This window comes from Desulfuromusa kysingii, assembly GCF_900107645.1.
Taxonomy (GTDB): Bacteria; Desulfobacterota; Desulfuromonadia; order Desulfuromonadales; family Geopsychrobacteraceae; genus Desulfuromusa; species Desulfuromusa kysingii.
Genome location: NZ_FNQN01000003.1, coordinates 135,178 through 153,946 on the forward strand (window position 1 = coordinate 135,178; position 18,769 = coordinate 153,946).

Annotated in this window: 19 protein-coding genes; 15 read left to right on the forward strand and 4 right to left on the reverse strand. The window is 45.5% G+C overall.

Annotated elements, in window-relative coordinates:
• The first annotated feature begins 56 nt into the window (after nt 1-56).
• The 6 genes from BLU87_RS05925 to BLU87_RS05950 all read left to right on the forward strand — a co-directional run bounded on the left by BLU87_RS05925 (nt 57) and on the right by BLU87_RS05950 (nt 5,704).
• On the forward strand, nt 57-1,775 hold the full coding sequence (locus tag BLU87_RS05925; protein ID WP_092345718.1) for a 30S ribosomal protein S1: 1,719 nt from the start codon (nt 57-59) through the stop codon (nt 1,773-1,775).
• Between the two features lie 51 nt (nt 1,776-1,826).
• On the forward strand, nt 1,827-2,723 hold the full coding sequence (gene sppA, locus BLU87_RS05930) for a signal peptide peptidase SppA (protein ID WP_092345720.1): 897 nt from the start codon (nt 1,827-1,829) through the stop codon (nt 2,721-2,723).
• Nucleotides 2,724-2,755: 32 nt separating this feature from the next.
• Nucleotides 2,756-3,034, forward strand: a complete 279-nt coding sequence (locus BLU87_RS05935) for an integration host factor subunit beta (RefSeq protein ID WP_092345722.1) — start codon at nt 2,756-2,758, stop codon at nt 3,032-3,034.
• A gap of 341 nt (nt 3,035-3,375) precedes the next feature.
• Entirely contained in the window at nt 3,376-4,305 is a 930-nt protein-coding gene (locus BLU87_RS05940) for an RluA family pseudouridine synthase (RefSeq protein ID WP_092345724.1), read from the forward strand.
• Nucleotides 4,302-5,081, forward strand: a complete 780-nt coding sequence (gene lgt / locus BLU87_RS05945; protein ID WP_092345726.1) for a prolipoprotein diacylglyceryl transferase — start codon at nt 4,302-4,304, stop codon at nt 5,079-5,081. The genes BLU87_RS05940 and lgt overlap by 4 nt, the downstream gene beginning before the upstream one ends.
• Complete coding sequence (locus BLU87_RS05950) at nt 5,078-5,704, forward strand: HAD family hydrolase (protein ID WP_092345728.1); 627 nt, start codon at nt 5,078-5,080, stop codon at nt 5,702-5,704. Before lgt ends, BLU87_RS05950 begins: the two co-directional genes overlap by 4 nt.
• Before the next feature lie 48 nt (nt 5,705-5,752).
• Here BLU87_RS05950 and BLU87_RS05955 read toward each other — a convergent pair whose 3' ends face one another.
• The 4 genes from BLU87_RS05955 to BLU87_RS05970 all read right to left on the reverse strand — a co-directional run bounded on the left by BLU87_RS05955 (nt 5,753) and on the right by BLU87_RS05970 (nt 10,137).
• A complete protein-coding gene (locus BLU87_RS05955) occupies nt 5,753-6,175 on the reverse strand; it encodes an ATP-binding protein (RefSeq protein ID WP_092345730.1) in 423 nt (140 codons plus the stop codon).
• A 22-nt stretch (nt 6,176-6,197) separates the two neighbouring features.
• Nucleotides 6,198-6,539 carry an STAS domain-containing protein gene (locus BLU87_RS05960; protein ID WP_092345731.1) on the reverse strand — a complete coding sequence of 114 codons (342 nt, stop codon included), beginning with the start codon at nt 6,537-6,539 and terminating at the stop codon, nt 6,198-6,200.
• Nucleotides 6,540-6,637: 98 nt separating this feature from the next.
• A complete protein-coding gene (locus BLU87_RS05965; RefSeq protein WP_245706393.1) occupies nt 6,638-9,889 on the reverse strand; it encodes a SpoIIE family protein phosphatase in 3,252 nt (1,083 codons plus the stop codon).
• Nucleotides 9,886-10,137, reverse strand: a complete 252-nt coding sequence (locus BLU87_RS05970) for a hypothetical protein (RefSeq protein WP_092345732.1) — start codon at nt 10,135-10,137, stop codon at nt 9,886-9,888. The genes BLU87_RS05965 and BLU87_RS05970 overlap by 4 nt, the downstream gene beginning before the upstream one ends.
• A gap of 261 nt (nt 10,138-10,398) precedes the next feature.
• On the opposite strand from BLU87_RS05970, the gene BLU87_RS05975 reads away from it, so the two are divergent.
• From BLU87_RS05975 to BLU87_RS06015, 9 genes are read left to right on the forward strand one after another with little or no spacing between them, the layout of a single operon-like run.
• A complete protein-coding gene (locus BLU87_RS05975) occupies nt 10,399-12,138 on the forward strand; it encodes a tetratricopeptide repeat protein (RefSeq protein WP_139167477.1) in 1,740 nt (579 codons plus the stop codon).
• Nucleotides 12,138-12,893, forward strand: a complete 756-nt coding sequence (locus tag BLU87_RS05980) for a DUF4292 domain-containing protein (protein WP_092345736.1) — start codon at nt 12,138-12,140, stop codon at nt 12,891-12,893. The genes BLU87_RS05975 and BLU87_RS05980 overlap by 1 nt, the downstream gene beginning before the upstream one ends.
• Before the next feature lie 19 nt (nt 12,894-12,912).
• Nucleotides 12,913-14,544 carry a peptide-binding protein gene (locus tag BLU87_RS05985; protein WP_092345738.1) on the forward strand — a complete coding sequence of 544 codons (1,632 nt, stop codon included), beginning with the start codon at nt 12,913-12,915 and terminating at the stop codon, nt 14,542-14,544.
• Between the two features lie 29 nt (nt 14,545-14,573).
• Nucleotides 14,574-15,563, forward strand: a complete 990-nt coding sequence (locus tag BLU87_RS05990; protein WP_092345740.1) for an ABC transporter permease — start codon at nt 14,574-14,576, stop codon at nt 15,561-15,563.
• A 38-nt stretch (nt 15,564-15,601) separates the two neighbouring features.
• Nucleotides 15,602-16,216 carry a cyclic di-GMP-binding domain-containing protein, MshE-related gene (locus tag BLU87_RS05995; RefSeq protein ID WP_092345742.1) on the forward strand — a complete coding sequence of 205 codons (615 nt, stop codon included), beginning with the start codon at nt 15,602-15,604 and terminating at the stop codon, nt 16,214-16,216.
• A complete protein-coding gene (locus BLU87_RS06000) occupies nt 16,216-17,073 on the forward strand; it encodes an ABC transporter permease (protein WP_245706395.1) in 858 nt (285 codons plus the stop codon). The genes BLU87_RS05995 and BLU87_RS06000 overlap by 1 nt, the downstream gene beginning before the upstream one ends.
• The gene (locus BLU87_RS06005) at nt 17,073-17,477 is read left to right on the forward strand and encodes a hypothetical protein (protein WP_092345744.1); all 405 of its coding nucleotides are present in this window, start codon (nt 17,073-17,075) and stop codon (nt 17,475-17,477) included. Before BLU87_RS06000 ends, BLU87_RS06005 begins: the two co-directional genes overlap by 1 nt.
• Before the next feature lie 2 nt (nt 17,478-17,479).
• Nucleotides 17,480-18,295: a bifunctional DNA-formamidopyrimidine glycosylase/DNA-(apurinic or apyrimidinic site) lyase gene (gene mutM, locus BLU87_RS06010; protein WP_092345746.1), complete on the forward strand. Its 816-nt coding sequence runs from the start codon at nt 17,480-17,482 to the stop codon at nt 18,293-18,295.
• 14 nt (nt 18,296-18,309) lie between these two features.
• Nucleotides 18,310-18,720 carry an acyl-CoA thioesterase gene (locus tag BLU87_RS06015; protein WP_092345748.1) on the forward strand — a complete coding sequence of 137 codons (411 nt, stop codon included), beginning with the start codon at nt 18,310-18,312 and terminating at the stop codon, nt 18,718-18,720.
• The last annotated feature ends 49 nt before the right edge of the window (nt 18,721-18,769 follow it).

The window sequence follows — 18,769 nt, forward strand, 5'->3', positions numbered from 1 at the left end:
AAATTGAGTCCGCCGTCGCAAGGCGTCGGGAAATTCGTAAGGGGGTCACATCTCCAATGGTAGAAGATAAAAACATGCGGGACGAAGAAGAAATGGAATTGCTGGACGGTGAGGAAAGCTTTGAAGAGCTGCTGAAAGATTATGAGCAGGGCGGCTTTGAACTAAAGCGGAACGATGTCGTTCAAGGGACAATTGTTCAGGTTAACCCTGATTCAGTTGTTGTCGACGTCGGTTACAAATCAGAAGGAGTTATCTCGCTTCGTGAATTTGCTGACGAAAACGGGGAGATCAACGTCAAAGTTGGTGACGTTTATGATGTCCTGTTTGGTGGCGGTGAAAGCGATAGCGGCTTGATCGTGCTTTCTAAAGAGAAGGCTGATCGGCAAAAAATCTGGAACTCTCTGGAAGAAGATGCTGTGGTTGAAGGGCGAATCCTTAGTCGGATTAAAGGTGGTCTTTCGGTCGATATCGGTGTTAATGCTTTCTTGCCGGGTTCTCAGGTTGATCTGCGTCCAGTGCGTAATCTGGACAAAGTGATTGGCCAGACTTTTGATTTCAAGATTATCAAGTTGAATAAACGACGTGGTAATATTGTCCTTTCACGGCGCGTTCTGCTTGAAACTGAACGTGAATCACATCGTAGCAACACTTTAAAAACCCTCGAGGAGGGTCAAGTTGTTGAAGGTGTGGTTAAAAACCTGACAGATTATGGTGCATTTATTGACCTTGGTGGTATTGATGGTCTTTTGCACATTACTGATATGTCTTGGGGTCGGGTTAAGCATCCCTCAGATATTCTTGCTGTTGGTGACAAAATCAATGTCAAGATTCTCAAGTTTGATAAAGAGAAGGAACGTGTTTCTCTGGGTCTGAAGCAGATTGCCCCTGATCCATGGTTGGATGTTGCCAGCAAGTACCCGATCAGTGCCAAGGTGACTGGTAAGGTTGTCAGTTTGACTGATTACGGTGCATTTATCGAACTTGAAGAAGGTGTTGAAGGTTTGATTCATGTCTCTGAAATGAGCTGGACCAAACGCGTCAAGCATCCAAGTAAAGTTCTCGCTATTGGCGATGATGTCGAATCAATTGTCTTGGCACTTGATACTGATAACCGGCGTATCTCTTTGGGTCTGAAGCAAATTGAACCGAACCCATGGGATGTTATCGGCGAAAAATTCCCGATCGGTACTATCATTGAAGGTCAAGTTAAGAATATTACCGATTTCGGTATTTTTGTCGGTGTAGACGAAGGGATTGATGGCTTAGTTCATATCTCTGATCTTTCATGGACCAAGCGGATCAAGCATCCGTCTGAAGTCTATAAAAAAGGTGATCTGGTTAAAGCGGTTGTCTTGAATATCGATCGTGAAAATGAACGTTTCTCTCTTGGTTTGAAACAATTAAGTCTTGATCCATGGGAGAGTGTACCGACTCGTTACGCTCGTGGAACTATCGTGAAGGGGAAAGTCACCTCCATCACTGATTTTGGTATCTTTATTGAGCTTGAAGAAGGTATCGAAGGCTTGATTCATGTTTCAGAATTGAGCAAAGAGAAGATCGACAGTCCAAAAGACTTCACCGAAGTTGGTGCAGAACTTGAGGCTGGTGTTCTTCAGGTTGATACGGTTGACCGAAAAATTGCCCTATCAATCAAGAATCTCGATGTCCAAAAAGAAAAAGCAGAAGTCAACGAATTCATGGGTGCACAAAAAACAGCAACATCAAATCTTGGTGATTTACTCCAAGGTGCCGTGGGTCGTAAGTCAGAAGACTAAACTGTTGATAAACATAAACAGGGGCTCCTGCATGCTGGAGCCCCTTTTTTAATGGTTAAAATGAAAAAACATCCTTTTATATTTGCAACTTTGACCGTTGTTGGAATCTTTCTTTTCTTTCTTCTGGTTGTTTTTTCTGCCGGCTTCCTCCGTTCTGGTTCAGTTGTCTCTGTGGGTAACAAAATTGGTGTTCTGGAAGTCGAAGGGACGATTGTTGATTCCCGGTTGCTGGTCGAACAAATTCTCAACTATCGTGAGCGGAACAATATTAAAGCGGTGGTTGTTAGGATTGATTCACCGGGTGGCGGGGTGGGACCATCACAAGAAATTTATGCTGAATTAAAAAAACTTGCTGACGTCAAGCCTCTTATCATTTCGATGGGTTCTGTCGCTGCGTCAGGAGGCTATTATCTCGCGGTTGCAGGGGATAAAATCTTTGCAAATCCGGGAACTATCACTGGCAGCATCGGGGTGATCATGTCTTTTCCTAACTATCAAGATCTAATGGGAAAGGTCGGTATTCATACTGAAGTTGTTAAAAGTGGAACATTTAAAGACATAGGTTCTTCTAGCCGGGAATTTACCGCGGCAGATAGAGAATTGCTGCAGCGAATGATTGATGATGTTCATCTCCAGTTTGTTGAAGCAATCAGCGTAGGTCGAAAAATGTCATTGGCAGATCTGCAACCTTATGTCGATGGACGAATTTTTACCGGTCGGCAAGCAAAAGCTCTTGGTTTAATTGATGAACTCGGCACGTTTCATGATGCTGTTCAGTATGCTGCCAAAACTGCCGGCATTGATGATGACCCTGATCTCGTCTACCCTGATCCGGTAAAAATGGATTTTATTGATCGCTATTTACAGGGTGCTGTGAGTCATTTTTTAGGGATTAATCTCGCGACAAAAAGGCTAATTGGACCACAGTATCTTTTGCTGAACTATTGATATTTTGTATTTAATATGCGTGGAAGGTAACGATGACTAAAAGTGAATTGATTGAACAACTTTCAGAGTCGCACGAAATTCTGAATAAAAAAGATGCCGAAACTGTCATAAACCTTATATTCGGTGGAATAGGCAAGGCGTTGGCGCAAGGGGACCGTGTCGAAATCCGTGGGTTTGGTTCTTTTTCTGTTCGTGAACGTGATGCCCGAGAGGCAAGAAATCCTAAGAGTGGTGAATTGGTTCAGATTCCATCACGGAAGACACCATTTTTTAAAACCGGTAAAGATCTTCGTGACCGGGTTGATGAGTAGTCTGAAGTAAGACGAAGATATAAAAAAAGGCTCTGAAATAGTTTCAGAGCCTTTTTTGTGAAATGTTTCCAGGGTGCCGGTATGATTCTTTACAAATGACCTGAACAAAAAATTTGTCGCCGGAAAAAATATTAGACGTCCTACTCATGGGCAGGCTTGCACACAATTTTTTCACGTCATGACAGGCCAGTAAAAACGTTGGTCAAGGACTCAGAATCAATTCGCACACCCCAGAAATTCAAAGAACTAAAATATGGTTCTATAGTAACAAGTTTCTGTCGTGAGTCAAGGAAAAGTTAGATTTATTAAATGCTATATCAGAATACATGGAACCCAGCCTTATGAAATGGATCATCCACAGATTGCAGGTTCCTCGTGAGCATATCAATCTCAGACTTGATCAGTATTTAGCTGACGCTGCGATCGGGTTATCCCGGACACAGGCTAAAAAGATCATCGACCTCGGGGGTGTTCATATCGATGGTCGCAGAGTTCGAAACTGTTCGACCTCCCCGCAACCTGGTCATTTAATCGAAGTCTATATTGATCAACTGCCGTTAGATCCGTATCGAATTGCCGAGAGCGATATTCTGTTTCAGGATGATTTTATCATTGTCTTAAACAAGCCGGCACTGGTCGATACGCAACCAACCCATGCCAGGTTTAAGGGGACCGTATTTGAGGCGCTGCAATGGCATTTGCGAGATCCTTTTCGTCCGCATCAAAAACCCGAGATCGGTATGATCCAGCGGCTGGACAGGGGAACTTCAGGCGTTATTGTCTTTTCTATTCATCCACGTTCACATAAAGAGATGACCCGTATTTTTCTGGAGCATGAAGTCAAGAAGGAGTATCTTGCTTTGGTCCATGGAACTCCTGCCGTTCAACAAGGAGAAATTCGATCTTTTTTGGCTCGATCCAGAAAAGAAAACCGGGTTAAATCCGTTGAAAAAGGGGGGAAAGAGGCGATTACTCGATATCAATTGGTGGAATCCTTTTCGGCAAACTACTCATTGTTGAATGTCGAGATATTAACAGGACGTTCGCATCAGATACGAGCGCATATGTCTGAATCCAGTTGGCCTTTAGTTGGGGATAAACGCTATGGCGGCGCAGATGAAATTTCTGGCGTTAAAATACAACGGCCCTTGCTACATGCTGAAAAACTTGCTTTTCGGCATCCGGTGCTGAACCGTGATATGATCTTTTCGGTTCCGGTACCTGATGATTTTCATAACATTTTGACGAGGCTTAGGAGGGCTAACGGATGAATTTTCCCCATATTGACCCGGTAATATTCAGTCTTGGACCGCTTGCCGTCCGTTGGTATGGAATGATGTATCTGCTTGGATTTTTGGGCGGATATTTAATGATGTGTCATATCGTTCGGCTGCGCGACATGCCGATCAAAAAAGAGGTCATTTCCGATTTATTATTTTATGCGGTGTTGGGCGTCGTCTTTGGTGGTCGTCTTGGATATACCCTATTCTATAATACAGAGTACTACCTCCATCATCCTCTGAAAATCCTTTTTGTCTGGGAAGGGGGGATGAGTTTTCATGGTGGTCTGATCGGGGTTTTCATCGTATTACTGATATTCTGTCGGGTTCGTCATCTGGATCTTATTTTGGTCGCTGACTTAGTTGTTGCTGCCGTGCCTATTGGGCTTTTCTTTGGCCGAATTGGCAACTTTATCAATTCTGAGCTCTGGGGGAGGGTGACAGATCTTCCGTGGGGGGTCGTTTTTCCGCATGGTGGACCTTTGCCGCGGCACCCCAGTCAACTTTATGAAGCCGGTCTTGAAGGTCTATTTCTGTTTGTGATGATTTATCTATTGCATCGAAATAATGCTGCACGTGGCATTCCTGTTTTTAGTTTCCTTTTTATGTATGGACTGTTTCGTTTTATCATAGAGTTTGTCAGGCAACCTGATGAACAACTTGGGTTTCTCTGGTGGGGGGCGACTATGGGGCAATTGTTGTCAACCCCGATGATTCTTATCGGGTTGACCGGATTGGTTTACTTTTGCAAAAGGGGTAAGTCTTGAGTCGAATCGAAGCGGTCATCTTTGATTGTGACGGGGTCATGTTTGAAAGTCGTCGGGCGAATCTTGCCTATTACAATCGAATTCTGAAAGAGTTTTCCTATCCGCTGGTTTCTGCTGACCAAACCGAGCGGGCTCAGTTGTGCCATACTGCGAGTTCCCCCGATGTTTTGTCTGAACTTATGCGCGATAATGATTTAGTCCCTGCTCTTAGGTTTGCGGCGACTTTAGACTATCGTGAATTTATTCCTCAGATGGAACCTGAACCCCATTTGACTGAACTTTTAACCCAGCTTAGAAACGACTATCCACTGGCGATTGCAACCAATCGGGGCAAAAGCATTCTGTCGATTCTGGATCATTTCGATCTGCATAGGTTTTTCTCTTCTGTTGTCACCAGCCATGACGTTGAACGGCCTAAACCGGCACCAGACATGTTGTTGCTTGCGGCAAGTTATCTTGATATTGCCCCTGAAAATTGTCTTTTTATCGGTGATTCAGTGCTGGATAAAGCTGCCGCGGCCGCTGCTGGGATGCTGTTTGCTGGATATGGAGGGGTGTCTGGTATGATCACCCTGTCCAGCCATCATGACTGTTTGGAATACTTCGTGGGGCGCGCAAAATAATGTGTAGCGTCGACCTGAATGGCAACCTAAAGAGTTGTCCTGCTGGGGTTAATTAAGAGATTTGGTGATTTCTAAAACGTTGCCGTCTTCTTTTCTAATATATCGGACCTGATCCATTAATTTGTGAATGATCTGAATTCCGCGCCCCCCTTCATCACAGCTCTGTGCTTTCTTTTGAGAGAGTGTTTCAAGATCAAAACCCTGCCCATGATCGAAAACTCTGATAATGAGATCTCGATCAGAGGCAGTTATTGTCACTCTGACTTCTTTGTCCGGATCACTGTTGTTGGCATGGCATATTGCGTTTGCCAGAGCTTCTGTTAGTACCAGGTTCAGATGATAGGCAAGCTCACGGCGGTTTCCAAGGTAGCCCTTCAGGGAATACGCGATACTTTCGCCTATGCGCCCAACCATCCCTAGATACTTGGTTTGATTCGGAACAGTTATGTCAATGATCACCTGTTTTGACATTTACGTCTCTCTGGAAGTGCCTCTATGCTTGATAGCTGGCAGATGCTTCTTCTTGAGTGGAGAAGATCTCAAAAACCCGATGGAGTCGTGTTAGTTCAAACATGGAACGAACTTGCGGTTGAAGACTGCATAGTTTGAGGCTCCCTTCGCGGGCACTAGCATTTTTAAAACCAGAAACAAGAGCACCGAGACCGGATGAATCAATAAAACGGACTTTACTCAAGTCGATGACAAGGTTGCATTTACCTTCATCAAATAGTTGTAACATTTTCTCCTTCAGATCGCCGCTGTTATGGGCATCCATTCGCTCTTCTTCTACACCAATGATGACAATATCGCCTTGTTCGGTCATATTCAGCTGCATGAAACTCTCCTTGCTTAGGTTCAGTTTAGGGTGTTGATACCACTTTTTTATTGTACGCTTTTAGACATCATACTGATTTGAAAAATTGTAATTGGTGCTTATTTTAGAATCTTCATGGCGACAAGGGTAATATCATCATTAAAGTGTCGCATTCCCGTAAAAATACGACCTTGAATCATAATCCGGTCGACCAATTCCTGACAGCTTAAATCATCGCATTCTTCGAGCAACTTTCCAAGCCTTTCAATCCCAAAAAATTGTTTTTCTTTGTTTTCAGCTTCAATAATACCATCAGTATAAAGGAGAAGCAGGTCTCCTGCTTCAAGATCGATAATTTTTTGTTCAAAAGCAATTTTATCTTTGATGCCAAAAATGAGCCCTTCGGCGTCAAGTGTTTCAAGTTTTTGGTCACGTTTTCTCCAGAGCAAGGGGGTGTTGTGTCCCGCATTTCCATAAGTAAGTTGGTGAGTTATGTAATTATATTGAAGATAAAACATGGTGACAAACAGGTCAGATCGATCCAGATCTTTGAGGAAAAAGTGGTTAAGTTCCTGTAACATCTCTGTCGGCTGTTTAACGCTATCTATGCGGGCGTGGATAAAGGTCCGCGCTTCAGCCATGATCAGAGCAGAACCGATATTGTGTCCTGAAACATCCGCTATAATCAGATCACATGATGAACTATTGTGTTCAATAAAATCATAATAATCACCACCAACCTGATGTGCCGGGACACAAAGACCGGCTATTTCAACATTCTCAGTCTTAGGGAGGTTAGCAGGGAGAAGCCCTTTTTGAATATCTTTAGCTATTTGCATCTCCTTCTCTTGTTCCCGTCCGACGAGGAGTTTCTGCAGTTGTTGGTCGTTGCGCCAAGCGATTCCAATTTGACCGGCGAGATTTTCAAACAGGGCAATAAATTCTTGTGTAAAGATCCCTTTCGCACTTTTAGAAAAGGCAGAAAGTATCCCTATCGGTTCACCTTCAAAGACAATCGGAGTATGGGCCAGGCAGGTGATACCATCACGTTTAATGTGTTCGGCAGACGCAGGTTTATCGGTTGCATCGGTGTCATTAACCACTGTGGTTGCATTAGAGAGGAATGCCTGACCAATATAGGTCTCCATGTTGAGGTTGCGTTCAAACTGACCAAAATGTTCTGATGATACGCCCACAAGACTTTTGACTATGAGGGTCATCGATTCCGGTTCTAAAAAGCGGATGACACAGAGATCAAACTTGAATTGTTGAGCCAGGAGTTCGAGGATACTGTCCAGAGTCTTTTGAAAGTTTTGTTCGCTAGAAACAATTTGCGCTGCCTCGTAAAGAACACTGAGTTGTTCCCGGCTTGAAGCGTGGCTGATAGTGACCGTACCAAAAATATCAAAAACATCTTCCATTTCACTGCCGCGAGCTTCCAGGTAGTTTTCCAGAATGATGCGCGCGGGAGCCGCACCGACATGTCCAGCCAGAGTTTTCTCAGTAAAGCTTTTCAGATTCGGAATCTCATGATCTGACAGGTTACCTCTGGAATCAATTTCCTGATGGCTCAGATATTCGGTGATCGCTGTCTGAGCCGGTTTCGCGCCAATAAATTTGGACATCAATTCTACAAATTCCATCACCGTCGGGGCTTTACTGATCCGTTTTAATTTGTTTGGTTGTTGCGACTGTTCGACAAAAACATCAACAAATTTTTTCGCTTGAACCTCTTCAGAACTTGTCTGTTTGGAAAAGAACGAAATTGCCAGATACGCAGCTAGATTGAAGAGCATACTCCAGAACAGCGAGTGCGTATAAATATCAAAACCACGCAAACCAAAGAGCTCAAGTGGTTTTAACAGTCCGATTCCATAAGGACCATTCTGGAGAATATCGGCGCTGATCCAACCGGAACGGACGAATGATGGGATCAATAGAGTATAGAACCAGAGCGTAAATCCCAAGGTAATCGCGGTGATGGCGGCTTTACTGTTTGCTCTTTTCCAAAACAATCCACCGATAATCGCTGGCGCAAATTGGGTCACGGCAGCAAAAGAAATCAACCCCATATTGACGAGAGCATAGGAGTCGCCAATAACTTTAAAATAAAAGTAGCCGATAAAAATAACCGCAAGAATTCCCAGCCGTTTAATATTGATGAGGATTTTGGACAGATTTTGCGAGAGGATATTCATCCTCAGGATGATTGGCATAATCAGATGGTTCAACACCATTGTTGCAATGGTGACTGAGGAAACCATGACCATTCCCGCAGATGCGGATAGACCTCCAATGAAGACCAGCAGTGCCAACCATGGGTGCCCTGAAGCTAGTGGCAAGGTGAGGACAAAGTAGTCGGCTTGAGAGGTGTCGCCGCCATTGATAATCAAGCCCCCAAGGGCAATCGGCAGGACAAACAGGTTCATCAAAAAAAGGTATGCCGGGAACTTCCACATTGCCGATTTGATGTGTTGTTCATCGGTGTTTTCTGTCACCATGATATGAAACTGGCGAGGGAGGAACATGACCGCCATCATCGACAGGACTATCAGCGTAAACCACTTTGTATAGGGAGTTTGTTGTGTCCCTAAAAGGAGCATGTCGCGGCGTTCAGGGAATTGTTCGGCAAAACGTTGGAAGACATCGATGAAACCATCAAACAGACCATAGGTGACAAAGATGCCGACGGCCAGAAAAGCGATTAATTTGACAATGGATTCAAAAGCGACAGCGACAACCAGTCCTTCATGCTTTTCTGACGAATCAAGACTCCTCGCGCCAAACAGCATGCCAAAAAGGGCGAGTAGCAAGGCGACGAAGAAAGCGATATCGATACTCCAAGGGAGTTTGGATGTATAATCATACAATCCTGCGCCGGGTGTTGTTAATGGCATCGACAGAATTTTTAGTGTTTGTGCAATCGCTTTAAGCTGTAGCGCAATATAAGGAGTAATCCCAAAAACCGCAAACAATGTGACGATCGCGCCAAGAACGGTGGAGCGGTCATAGCGACTGGAGAGAAAGTCAGCAAGGCTGGTTATGTTTTGTTGCTTGCTGATGATGAGCATTTTTCGCAGTAAAAACCACCAGGCAAAAGCGATAAGGGTCGGGCCCAGATAGATAGGGAGAAATTCCAGACCACTGGTCGCTGCTTTGCCAACACTACCGTAAAAAGTCCAGCTGGTGCAGTAAACGGCCAGCGATAGTGAATAGATATGCGAGTTTTTAAGGAGGCAGTTCCCTTTTTTCCGACATTTTTCAGCGTAGTAGGCAATGAGGAACAGCAAGGCAAAATATGCCAGAGAGAGGAGGAGGACCGTTTTGGGAGAGATTATCGACATAAAAAGGATAGTTTTTGCCGGTATCATGGGATGCTCTTATCTCCACCTGATTCGGAATTATTTTTCGGGTCATTTTCAAAGTAGCGCACAAAGAACCAAATGACGGCGATAGATAGGGGCCAGCCAACAAGAAAATAGAATATCAGGATTGGAATGCCTAGGATGGTCACCGGGGTATTGAAGATATGGATAAAAGGGAAGTTTATCATAATTAAGCCCAGAATCAGACAGAGTATCCAAGCCTCTCTGATGGAGTTACTTTGTGGCTTCTTCATGAATTAACCTTTTTCCTCTGTTTCCTTGAAGGACTGATCGCGTGCGTTCATCAGTTCTGGATGGAACTCTGTACAGACTAATCCTGAAGAGACAGAATTACAACTAATAATTATAAGTTTCACATGGTAGGAATTTAGCAGAAAATTCAACCCTGTAAAGTTGTAAAGTAGATATTTTAAAGGGTTTGACGCTCATGAAATGAGTGTGCTACTTATCGATAGTTAAATCTTCTATGTTGGTCATGGCTTGAGGGGATATTCTTGAAGAGTCAATCTTTCATCCGTATGAAAACATTAGCGTGCTGGTTGTTCCTTTTATCTTTTCTGGTGACGGGATGTGCAGTGACCGGTGAAGTTCCGTCTCTTGATCTTGTGGGCGCAGATTCGGTCCAATACCGTTCAGAACTGACCGATCCTGACGCAAAAGCACTCTATTCTTTTACTGAATTTCGGATTCTTGGCGCTGAGGAGCGTTGGGAGGAGGCTGTATCCGCTCTAAAGAGAGCCGTCACCCTTGATCCTGAATCGGACTATTTAAGATTGCTCTTGGCGAAGGCATATTTACATCGGCAACAACCTGAATTGGCCGTAACAACCCTGAAGGTGCTGCTGACAAGAGATCCTGAAAGTGCAGAGGCTCATCAACTCATGGGAGACGTCCTGAGTTATCAGGGCGACTTTACTTTAGCCGTTGAACATTTTCGTCTGGCGCTAGAGAAGGTTCCTGGAAATAGTTCTTTACTGTTGCGGTTGTCGATGGCCCTTAATCAACTTGGGCGCAAGGATGAAGCCATCAATCTCTTGGCTGCATTTCTGCAACAACAACCTGATGCGACTTTGGCTCAGCTTTATCTGGCACGATTGTATGTTGATAATAAACAGCTGGATAAAGCTTCTTCTCTCTATCAGCAATTGTTAAAGAGTTTGCCTGGACAACAACAGGCCGTTCTGGAATACGGCAAAATATTAGAACAACAAGACAGCGATGCTGCGCTGGAATTATACCGTAAATTTCTCGATAAAAATCCGCGGGCAGCAGGTGTGCGGCAGCGTTTGGCGCAATATTATCTCGCTCAACACCTTTTGCTTGAGGCCATAGAGCAGTTAACTATCGTCCGCCAGCAGTTTCCTGAGAATTTACAAACGATCAATCAAATTGGTTTGATCCAGCTTGAGTTGGAAGATTGGGAGGGAGCTGAAAACAGTTTCCGTTTGCTTTTGGACTCTGACCGTCAGCAGGAGCGTAGCCGCTATTATTTGGCGCTGGCTTTGTCCGAGCAAGGGAAGCGTGCCGAAGCTATAGCAGTTTTAGAGCCGGTGGCAACGGACTCATCTCTCTATGCTGAGTCAGCATTGCAATTAGCTTACCTCTATAAGCAGAATGGGGAGAATGACAAGGCGATTGAGACGTTATCACAGTTGCTGGATCAAAACATTAATCAGCCTGAAATTTACTACTATCTCGGGGCTTTTCTCGGCGATCGTGGCGACCTTGACAGGGCCATGGAAGTGGCTTTGACCGGGGTCGATAAATACCCCATGGCAACGCAGTTGCTGTATCAGCTTGGAGTTCTTTACGAAAAACAAGGTCATCGTCAGTCGGCAGTCGAGACAATGGAAAAAATCCTGTTGGTGGATGATGCGCATGCCGATGCTTTGAACTTTCTGGCTTATGATCAGACAGAAACCGGGACCGATCTAGATTTGGCATTGATCCGAGCACAAAAAGCCTTAGCGATAGATCCCAGCGGTTATATTATGGATACTCTGGGGTGGGTCTATTTTAAACTGGGGCGCTATCCCGAAAGCCTTGAATATCTTGAGCAAGCGGCAGCGATATATCCAGAAGATGCTGTTATTCAAGAACATCTCGGGGATGTCTATGCTGCTATGAAGTTATTTGATCGGGCAACGGCAGTGTATCGTCGCGTCCTTGAATTGGATCCCCATGCAAAACAGGTTGAGGATAAGCTCAAGTTACTGACATCTGAGGAATTTTAATGCGCTGGCTGATTATTCTTTTGCTCCTTGGACTCGCTGGTTGTGCGCAACCGCCAAAGCCACTCTGGACTGAATTACCGACGGCAGACGAGTTGATAGAAAAAGTCTCCTTTGATGCGGGGCAATATTTATCACTTGATGGTGCTGCACATGTGGATTTAACCGCAAAAGGAAAGTTTTTTTCCAGTGAACAGTTTCTGCTGCTGCAAAGGCCGGATCGGGTGCGTGCCGATGTCTTAACCGGATTTGGTCAGCTGGTTTTACAACTGGTCTCTGATGGCGATCAGCTGTCGGTATTTCTAAATACCACCGTCCCTGGACGGTTCTTTTCTGGCCCGGCAAGTTATGAAAATATCTTTCGTTTTATCCGGGTTCCTTTAAAGACGCCAGATCTGCTCGAACTACTATTGTACGATCCACCGTTGCTCGCATATCAGGACAGTTCCGTCGTCTTGATGTCAAAAGGTGTGAAACTGGTTCTGGAAAATGGTGACAATAAGCAAGAGTTGTTATTTGACTATCAGCTCCGATTGATCGGCAGTTATTACTACCGGGCCGGGGATAAATATCTAGCCGTGGACTACAAAAATATGTCCATAGAAAATCCCTTTCCTGAAGTTATCAAGATAGCCATACCTTTAGAGGAGACTCGGGTCACGGTGAGCTTCTCTGAGGTGCGGATGAATGAGATTATTGACCCGACACGGTTCCAGTTGGAACGACCTGATAATGCTCTTCTGGAGCACTTACCATGAATGAAGCGGTTAAGGTTTGATGATAAAAACTATTGGTTCCCTTTGTTTATTCGCTATTGTATTGATCAGCCTCAACTCGTGTCGCACCAACGATGCTGTTGACCACCCTGGTGTTGCTGCGGCATTAACTCCTGAGTTTGGTGATACTTTTATCGAAGCCTCCATTGGTGACGCTAGCACCCTTCTGCCAGTTTTGGCTTCTGACTCTGCTTCCAGTTCAATTAATGGCCTGATCTATAACGGCTTGATCCGTTATGATAAAGATCTTCAGATTGAAGGTGACCTTGCAGAATCATGGGAGGTTTCAGAGGATAATCTGACCATTACCTTTCATTTACGCAAAGGGGTGACCTGGCACGATGGCGCCCCTTTTACTGCGGCTGATGTGAAATTCAACTACGAGCTTTATGTTGATCCAAAAACTCCGACCGCTTACGCCGAATCGTTCAAGCAGGTCAGCGGTGTTGAAACTCCTGATCCTTATACGTTCGTGGCTCATTACGATAAGCCCTATGCTCCGGCATTGATGAGTTGGGCGATGTCGATCCATCCGCGACATCTTCTGGAGGGCAAAGATATTACTAAAAGTCCCTTGGCCCGTAATCCTGTAGGAACCGGTCCGTACCGTTTTTCCGAGTGGGTGGGTGGGGAAAAAATTGTCCTTGAATCCAACCCGGACTATTTTGAAGGGCAACCTTACCTCAAACGTGTTGTCTACCGGATTATTCCTGATACCTCGACCCAGTTTTTGGAACTACAGACGGGTAGCCTTGACTTCATGGGCCTTTCCCCGTTGCAGTATGACCGGCAGACAGACACTCCAGCGTTCAGGCGATTGTATAATAAATATCGCTATTTGAATTTTGGCTACTCTTATCTGGGGTATAATTTGCGTCGGCCGATTTTTCAGGATAAGCGCGTCAGGCAAGCGCTCTCTTATGCGATCAACAAACAGGAGCTTATTGATGGGGTTTTGTTGGGGTACGGTGCTATTGCTACCGGGCCATATAAACCCGATACCTGGGTTTATAATCCCAAGGTGCACAAATATCCCTATGATCCTGTCAAGGCGCGCGAGCTCTTGGCCGAAGCTGGTTGGAAGGATTCGGATGGTAATGGCATCTTAGATAAAGATGGTAAAGAATTTTCTTTTACTATTGTGACCAACCAAGGTAATGACCTACGTTCAAAAACGGGTGAAATTATTCAGCAGCGTTTCAAGGAAATTGGTGTTGACGTGAAGCTGCGGATTATCGAATGGGCAACTTTTCTCAAGGAGTTTATCAATCCAAACAATTTTGATGCTACAATTCTCGGTTGGACCGGTGGTCCGGAACCTGATCAGTATAATCTCTGGCATTCCAGCAGGGCTGTACCTGGGGGGCTGAATTTTGTTGGCTTTAAAAATGCTGAGGTTGACCGTCTTCTTGAGGAGGGACGACGGGTTTTTGATTTACACCAGCGCAAAGTTTACTATGATCGTTTTCAGGAGATTCTGGCAGAAGAGCAACCGTATACCTTTTTATATGTTGGTGAAGCGTTACCGGCGGTTTCTAAACGTTTTCGGGGGGTCGAGCCTGCTCCAGCCGGTATCCGCTACAATTTCAATCAGTGGTTTGTGCCGAAGCCTGAACAAAAGTACTCCCGGTAATTTTGCCAGCGTTGCTTGTGTGAGAAAATATGTTGAGTTATATTTTCAAACGTTTGTTGTTACTTGTTCCCTTACTGCTGGGGATTACACTGATTTCATTTGTTGTGATCCATCTGGCACCAGGCGAACCAACAGATATGCAGACGCAACTCAACCCCCAGGTCAGTTCTGAACTACAGCAGCGCTTACGAACACAATATGGACTCGATCAGCCCCTGTATGTTCAATATTGGCAGTGGTTATCACGCTTGGTCCAACTGGATTTTGGCGAGTCTTTTGCCTCTGACCGTCGGCCGGTTCTTGATAAGGTTCTGGAGCGCTTGCCGGTCACAATTTTACTCAATCTCCTATCCATTGTTCTCATTCTGGCGGTCTCTATCCCGTTGGGGATTCTGTCTGCTATACGCCGAAATTCAGGCTTTGATAGAATAACGACCATTCTGGTTTTTACTGGTTTTGCTATGCCCTCATTTTGGTTGGCGTTGTTGCTTATGGACTGGTTCGGAGTTCGCTTCGGTTGGCTGCCGGTCTCGGGTTTAAAGTCTCTGGGCTATGAATATCTGAGTTGGGGGGAGCAGTTGGTGGACAGGATTAACCATTTGATTTTGCCGGTGTTTATCTCTGCTATCGGAGGTTTGGCTGGGTTCTCCCGCTATATGCGTTCTAACATGTTAGAGGTTGTCCGCCAGGACTACATCCTCACAGCGCGGGCGAAGGGGTTGTCTGAGCGGACGGTGATCTATAAACATGCGTTGCGCAATGCTTTACTCCCGGTGATTACAATTTTGGGGCTTTCGGTCCCCGGGTTGATTGGTGGCAGCGTCATTTTTGAAACCATTTTTGCCATTCCGGGGATGGGGAAACTCTTTTATGATGGAGTCATGATGCGGGATTATCCGTTGATCATGGGGATTCTGGTGATGGGAGCGGTGCTAACACTGCTAGGCAACCTGTTGGCCGATATCAGTTATGCCCTGGCTGATCCGCGTATCCGTCACGGACAACAAAGTGACAATTAGATTTTAAATATAAACAACGAAGATCAATAGGGACGACTATGCAAACGAATGCAAATCGGTTAGGGGAGATGTTGTTGGAGGCGGGGCTGATTGATCAGTTTCAACTGGATTCCGCTCTATCCATGCAACGCAATCTAGGCGGGCGGATTGGCAGCGCGCTGGTTAAGTTGGGTTATCTGCCCGAAGAGACCATCATGGAATTTCTTGAGTCTCAAGACAAATATTCCCGGATCTCCTTGTTGGAGCTTAAAATCTCCAAGGAACTCATGTCTTTGTTGCCATTGGAACGGATGTCTGAGTTGATGGTCATCCCGGTTGAATTGCGAAAATCCGGTCATGAAAAAAACTTACGAATCGCCATGACCGATCCAACAAACCTGAGATTAATTGATGATTTACAGTTTGCGACCGGATGCAAGGTGATCCCGGTTCTGGCGGCAGAGGATGAGATCTGTCAGGCGATCAAAAATAATGCTCCTGTCGAAGAGGAGCACACACCGGAGGCCGATGAACAAAGGACACCTCTCGCTTCTGCTGCGGTCAATTTTGAGGATCTCAAAACGGAAGACCCACGCCTCGATGTTCTACTTGAAGTATTGAAGCAAAAAGGAATTTTAAGTGCTCTTGATGTTGAGCGGGTGAAATTTAACTGATGATGTTATGGCCCAGGCGGACTTTTCTTCTTGATGTTGTTTGGCGGCAGTTGCTCCACAACCGTATGGCTCTGGTCGGTGCTGGAATCATTCTGGTGATGTTTCTGATGGCTGCCCTTGCTTCCTTCACTACGGTTGATCCATCGACTATAAATATTGCTCAGAGCTACTTGCCTCCAAGTCTCAACCACCCTTTTGGAACTGATGATTTAGGCCGTGAAGTGTTTGTGCGGATGCTTTATGGTGCACGAATATCTTTACTCGTCGGATTCGTTGCTGTCGGAATCTCGACCTTGATCGGGATTGTTTTAGGGGCTCTCGCCGGATACTATGGTGGTTGGGTCGATACGCTGGTCATGCGTTTTGTGGATATTATGCTTTGCTTCCCAACGTTCTTTCTTATCCTGGCGGTTATTGCTTTTCTTGATCCATCGATCTGGAACATCATGATCGTGATCGGGTTGACCAGTTGGATGGGGGTGGCGCGTTTAATCCGGGCAGAATTTTTAAGTTTGCGACAACGTGATTTTGTCTTAGCTGCACAGGCGCTTGGAGCCAGCGATGCGCGGCTGATCTTTCGCCATATTTTACCGAACGCGATGTCTCCGATCCTCGTCTCTGCGACTCTCGGTGTCGCTGGTGCCATCCTCACCGAAAGTGCCCTCTCTTTTCTGGGGATCGGGGTGCAACCGCCGACTCCGTCGTGGGGAAACATGCTAATTGTCGGCAAACAGACCCTTGGTAGCGCCTGGTGGTTGTCGGTCTTCCCTGGATTGGCAATTCTGATCACGGTTTTGGGTTACAATCTATTTGGTGAGGGCGTTCGTGATGCCCTTGACCCGAGGTTGAAGGAATAATGCCCCTTGAATTTTTAGATAAGCGTTTTTCGGCTTTGATAGCTGGCGATTACGGGGTTGTCTACGACAGCTATCATGATAATGCCCCCTTGATGCAACAATTCAAAGACCGCAAGACCTATATTGAATTTGCTCAACAGCAACTTGCTGCCATTGTTGTCAGGGATTGGCGTTGTTTACGGCAACGGACCCCTGAAGATAGACAGCTGGAGGTCCTTCTGGTGATGGATCTAGCGGTGGGGGGGGATTCCCAGTCTTTTTATGAACTTGCCTTGCTTGTCGAGACAGAGAGTGGCTGGCGTTACCATTCTGCTCAAAAGCTGGGTCCTGAAGATTATTCTGGCCCCTCCGACCAGATTGAGTTCCGCCACTTTGACACCGCGACACCGAAGATACGATTCTAACTATGCCTGAATTACCTGAAGTTGAAACCACGCTCCGTGGGATCGCCCCTCATATCACCGATCGTACCATTCTCGAATGTGTCTTTCGCACCGAAAAACTCCGTTGGCCCCTCGATACCGATCTTTGTTATCTTCTTCCCGGAGAGAAAATATCTCGTGTCGAACGACGTGCGAAATACCTGTTATTGTTCTGTGGTCATGGCACCTTAATTCTCCATCTGGGAATGTCCGGGAGTTTAAGGATTGTTTCCGCTGATACGACAGAGCAGAAGCACGACCATGTCGACCTGATTTTTACCGATGGGCAGTGTCTGCGTTTGACCGATCCTCGTAAGTTCGGAGCCTTTCTCTACACCGATGCAGATCCGTACACTCACAAATTGCTTCTTCATCTGGGGCCAGAACCTTTGACGGATGATTTCACCGGGGACTATCTGTATTCAGTTTCCAGAGGGAAAAAACAGTCAATCAAACAATTTATTATGGATCAGAAAGTGGTTGTCGGTGTCGGAAACATCTACGCCAGCGAAGCCCTTTTCTCTTCTGGCATCCGTCCAGATCGAGCGGCGGGGAGGGTCAGCTTGAAACGTTTACGATCTTTGGTTGTCGCCATCAAGGCTATTTTGCAAAAAGCTATTCTTGCCGGAGGGACAACGATTCACGATTTTAATCAAGCCGACGGCAAGCCGGGATATTTTACGCAGCAGTTGCAGGTTTATGGCCGTAGTGGTGACCGTTGTGTGATCTGTGGAGAGACGATCCTCAGCCAAAAGTTAGGGCAGAGGTCTACCTTCTATTGCCCTCAGTGCCAGAGTTGACAGGAGGTGATGTGATGGAAGATTTTTCTTTTCAGTTTTCTTATCGGGTTGGTGTCGCTGATATTAACTATGGTGGTCATGTCGCTAATTCTGCGGTTTTGAATTTTTTTCAGGATGCCAGAATTGCTTACTTGGCAACCCTTGGCCCTTATTCGGAGATTGATCTTGGTGGCTGCGGAATCATCATGCCCGAGGCCAATATCTTTTTTCGTCAGGAGATGTTCCTTGGCGAGCAGCTGGAGATCGGTGTGAGGTCGACAGGTTTAAAGCGTTCAAGTTGGACGATGGAATATCGCATTGAGCGGGATGGCACGTTAACAGCTGAAGGTCAAACTGCGTTAGTTTGTTTCAATTATGAAACACGAAAGCCTTGCCGTATGCCGAATGAGTTCAGAATGTCTCTGACAACCTTTGAAGGGTTGTGAGCTCTCTTTTCAGAAATGTCTCATAAACTTTTCACTCGTGTTTTTTTAT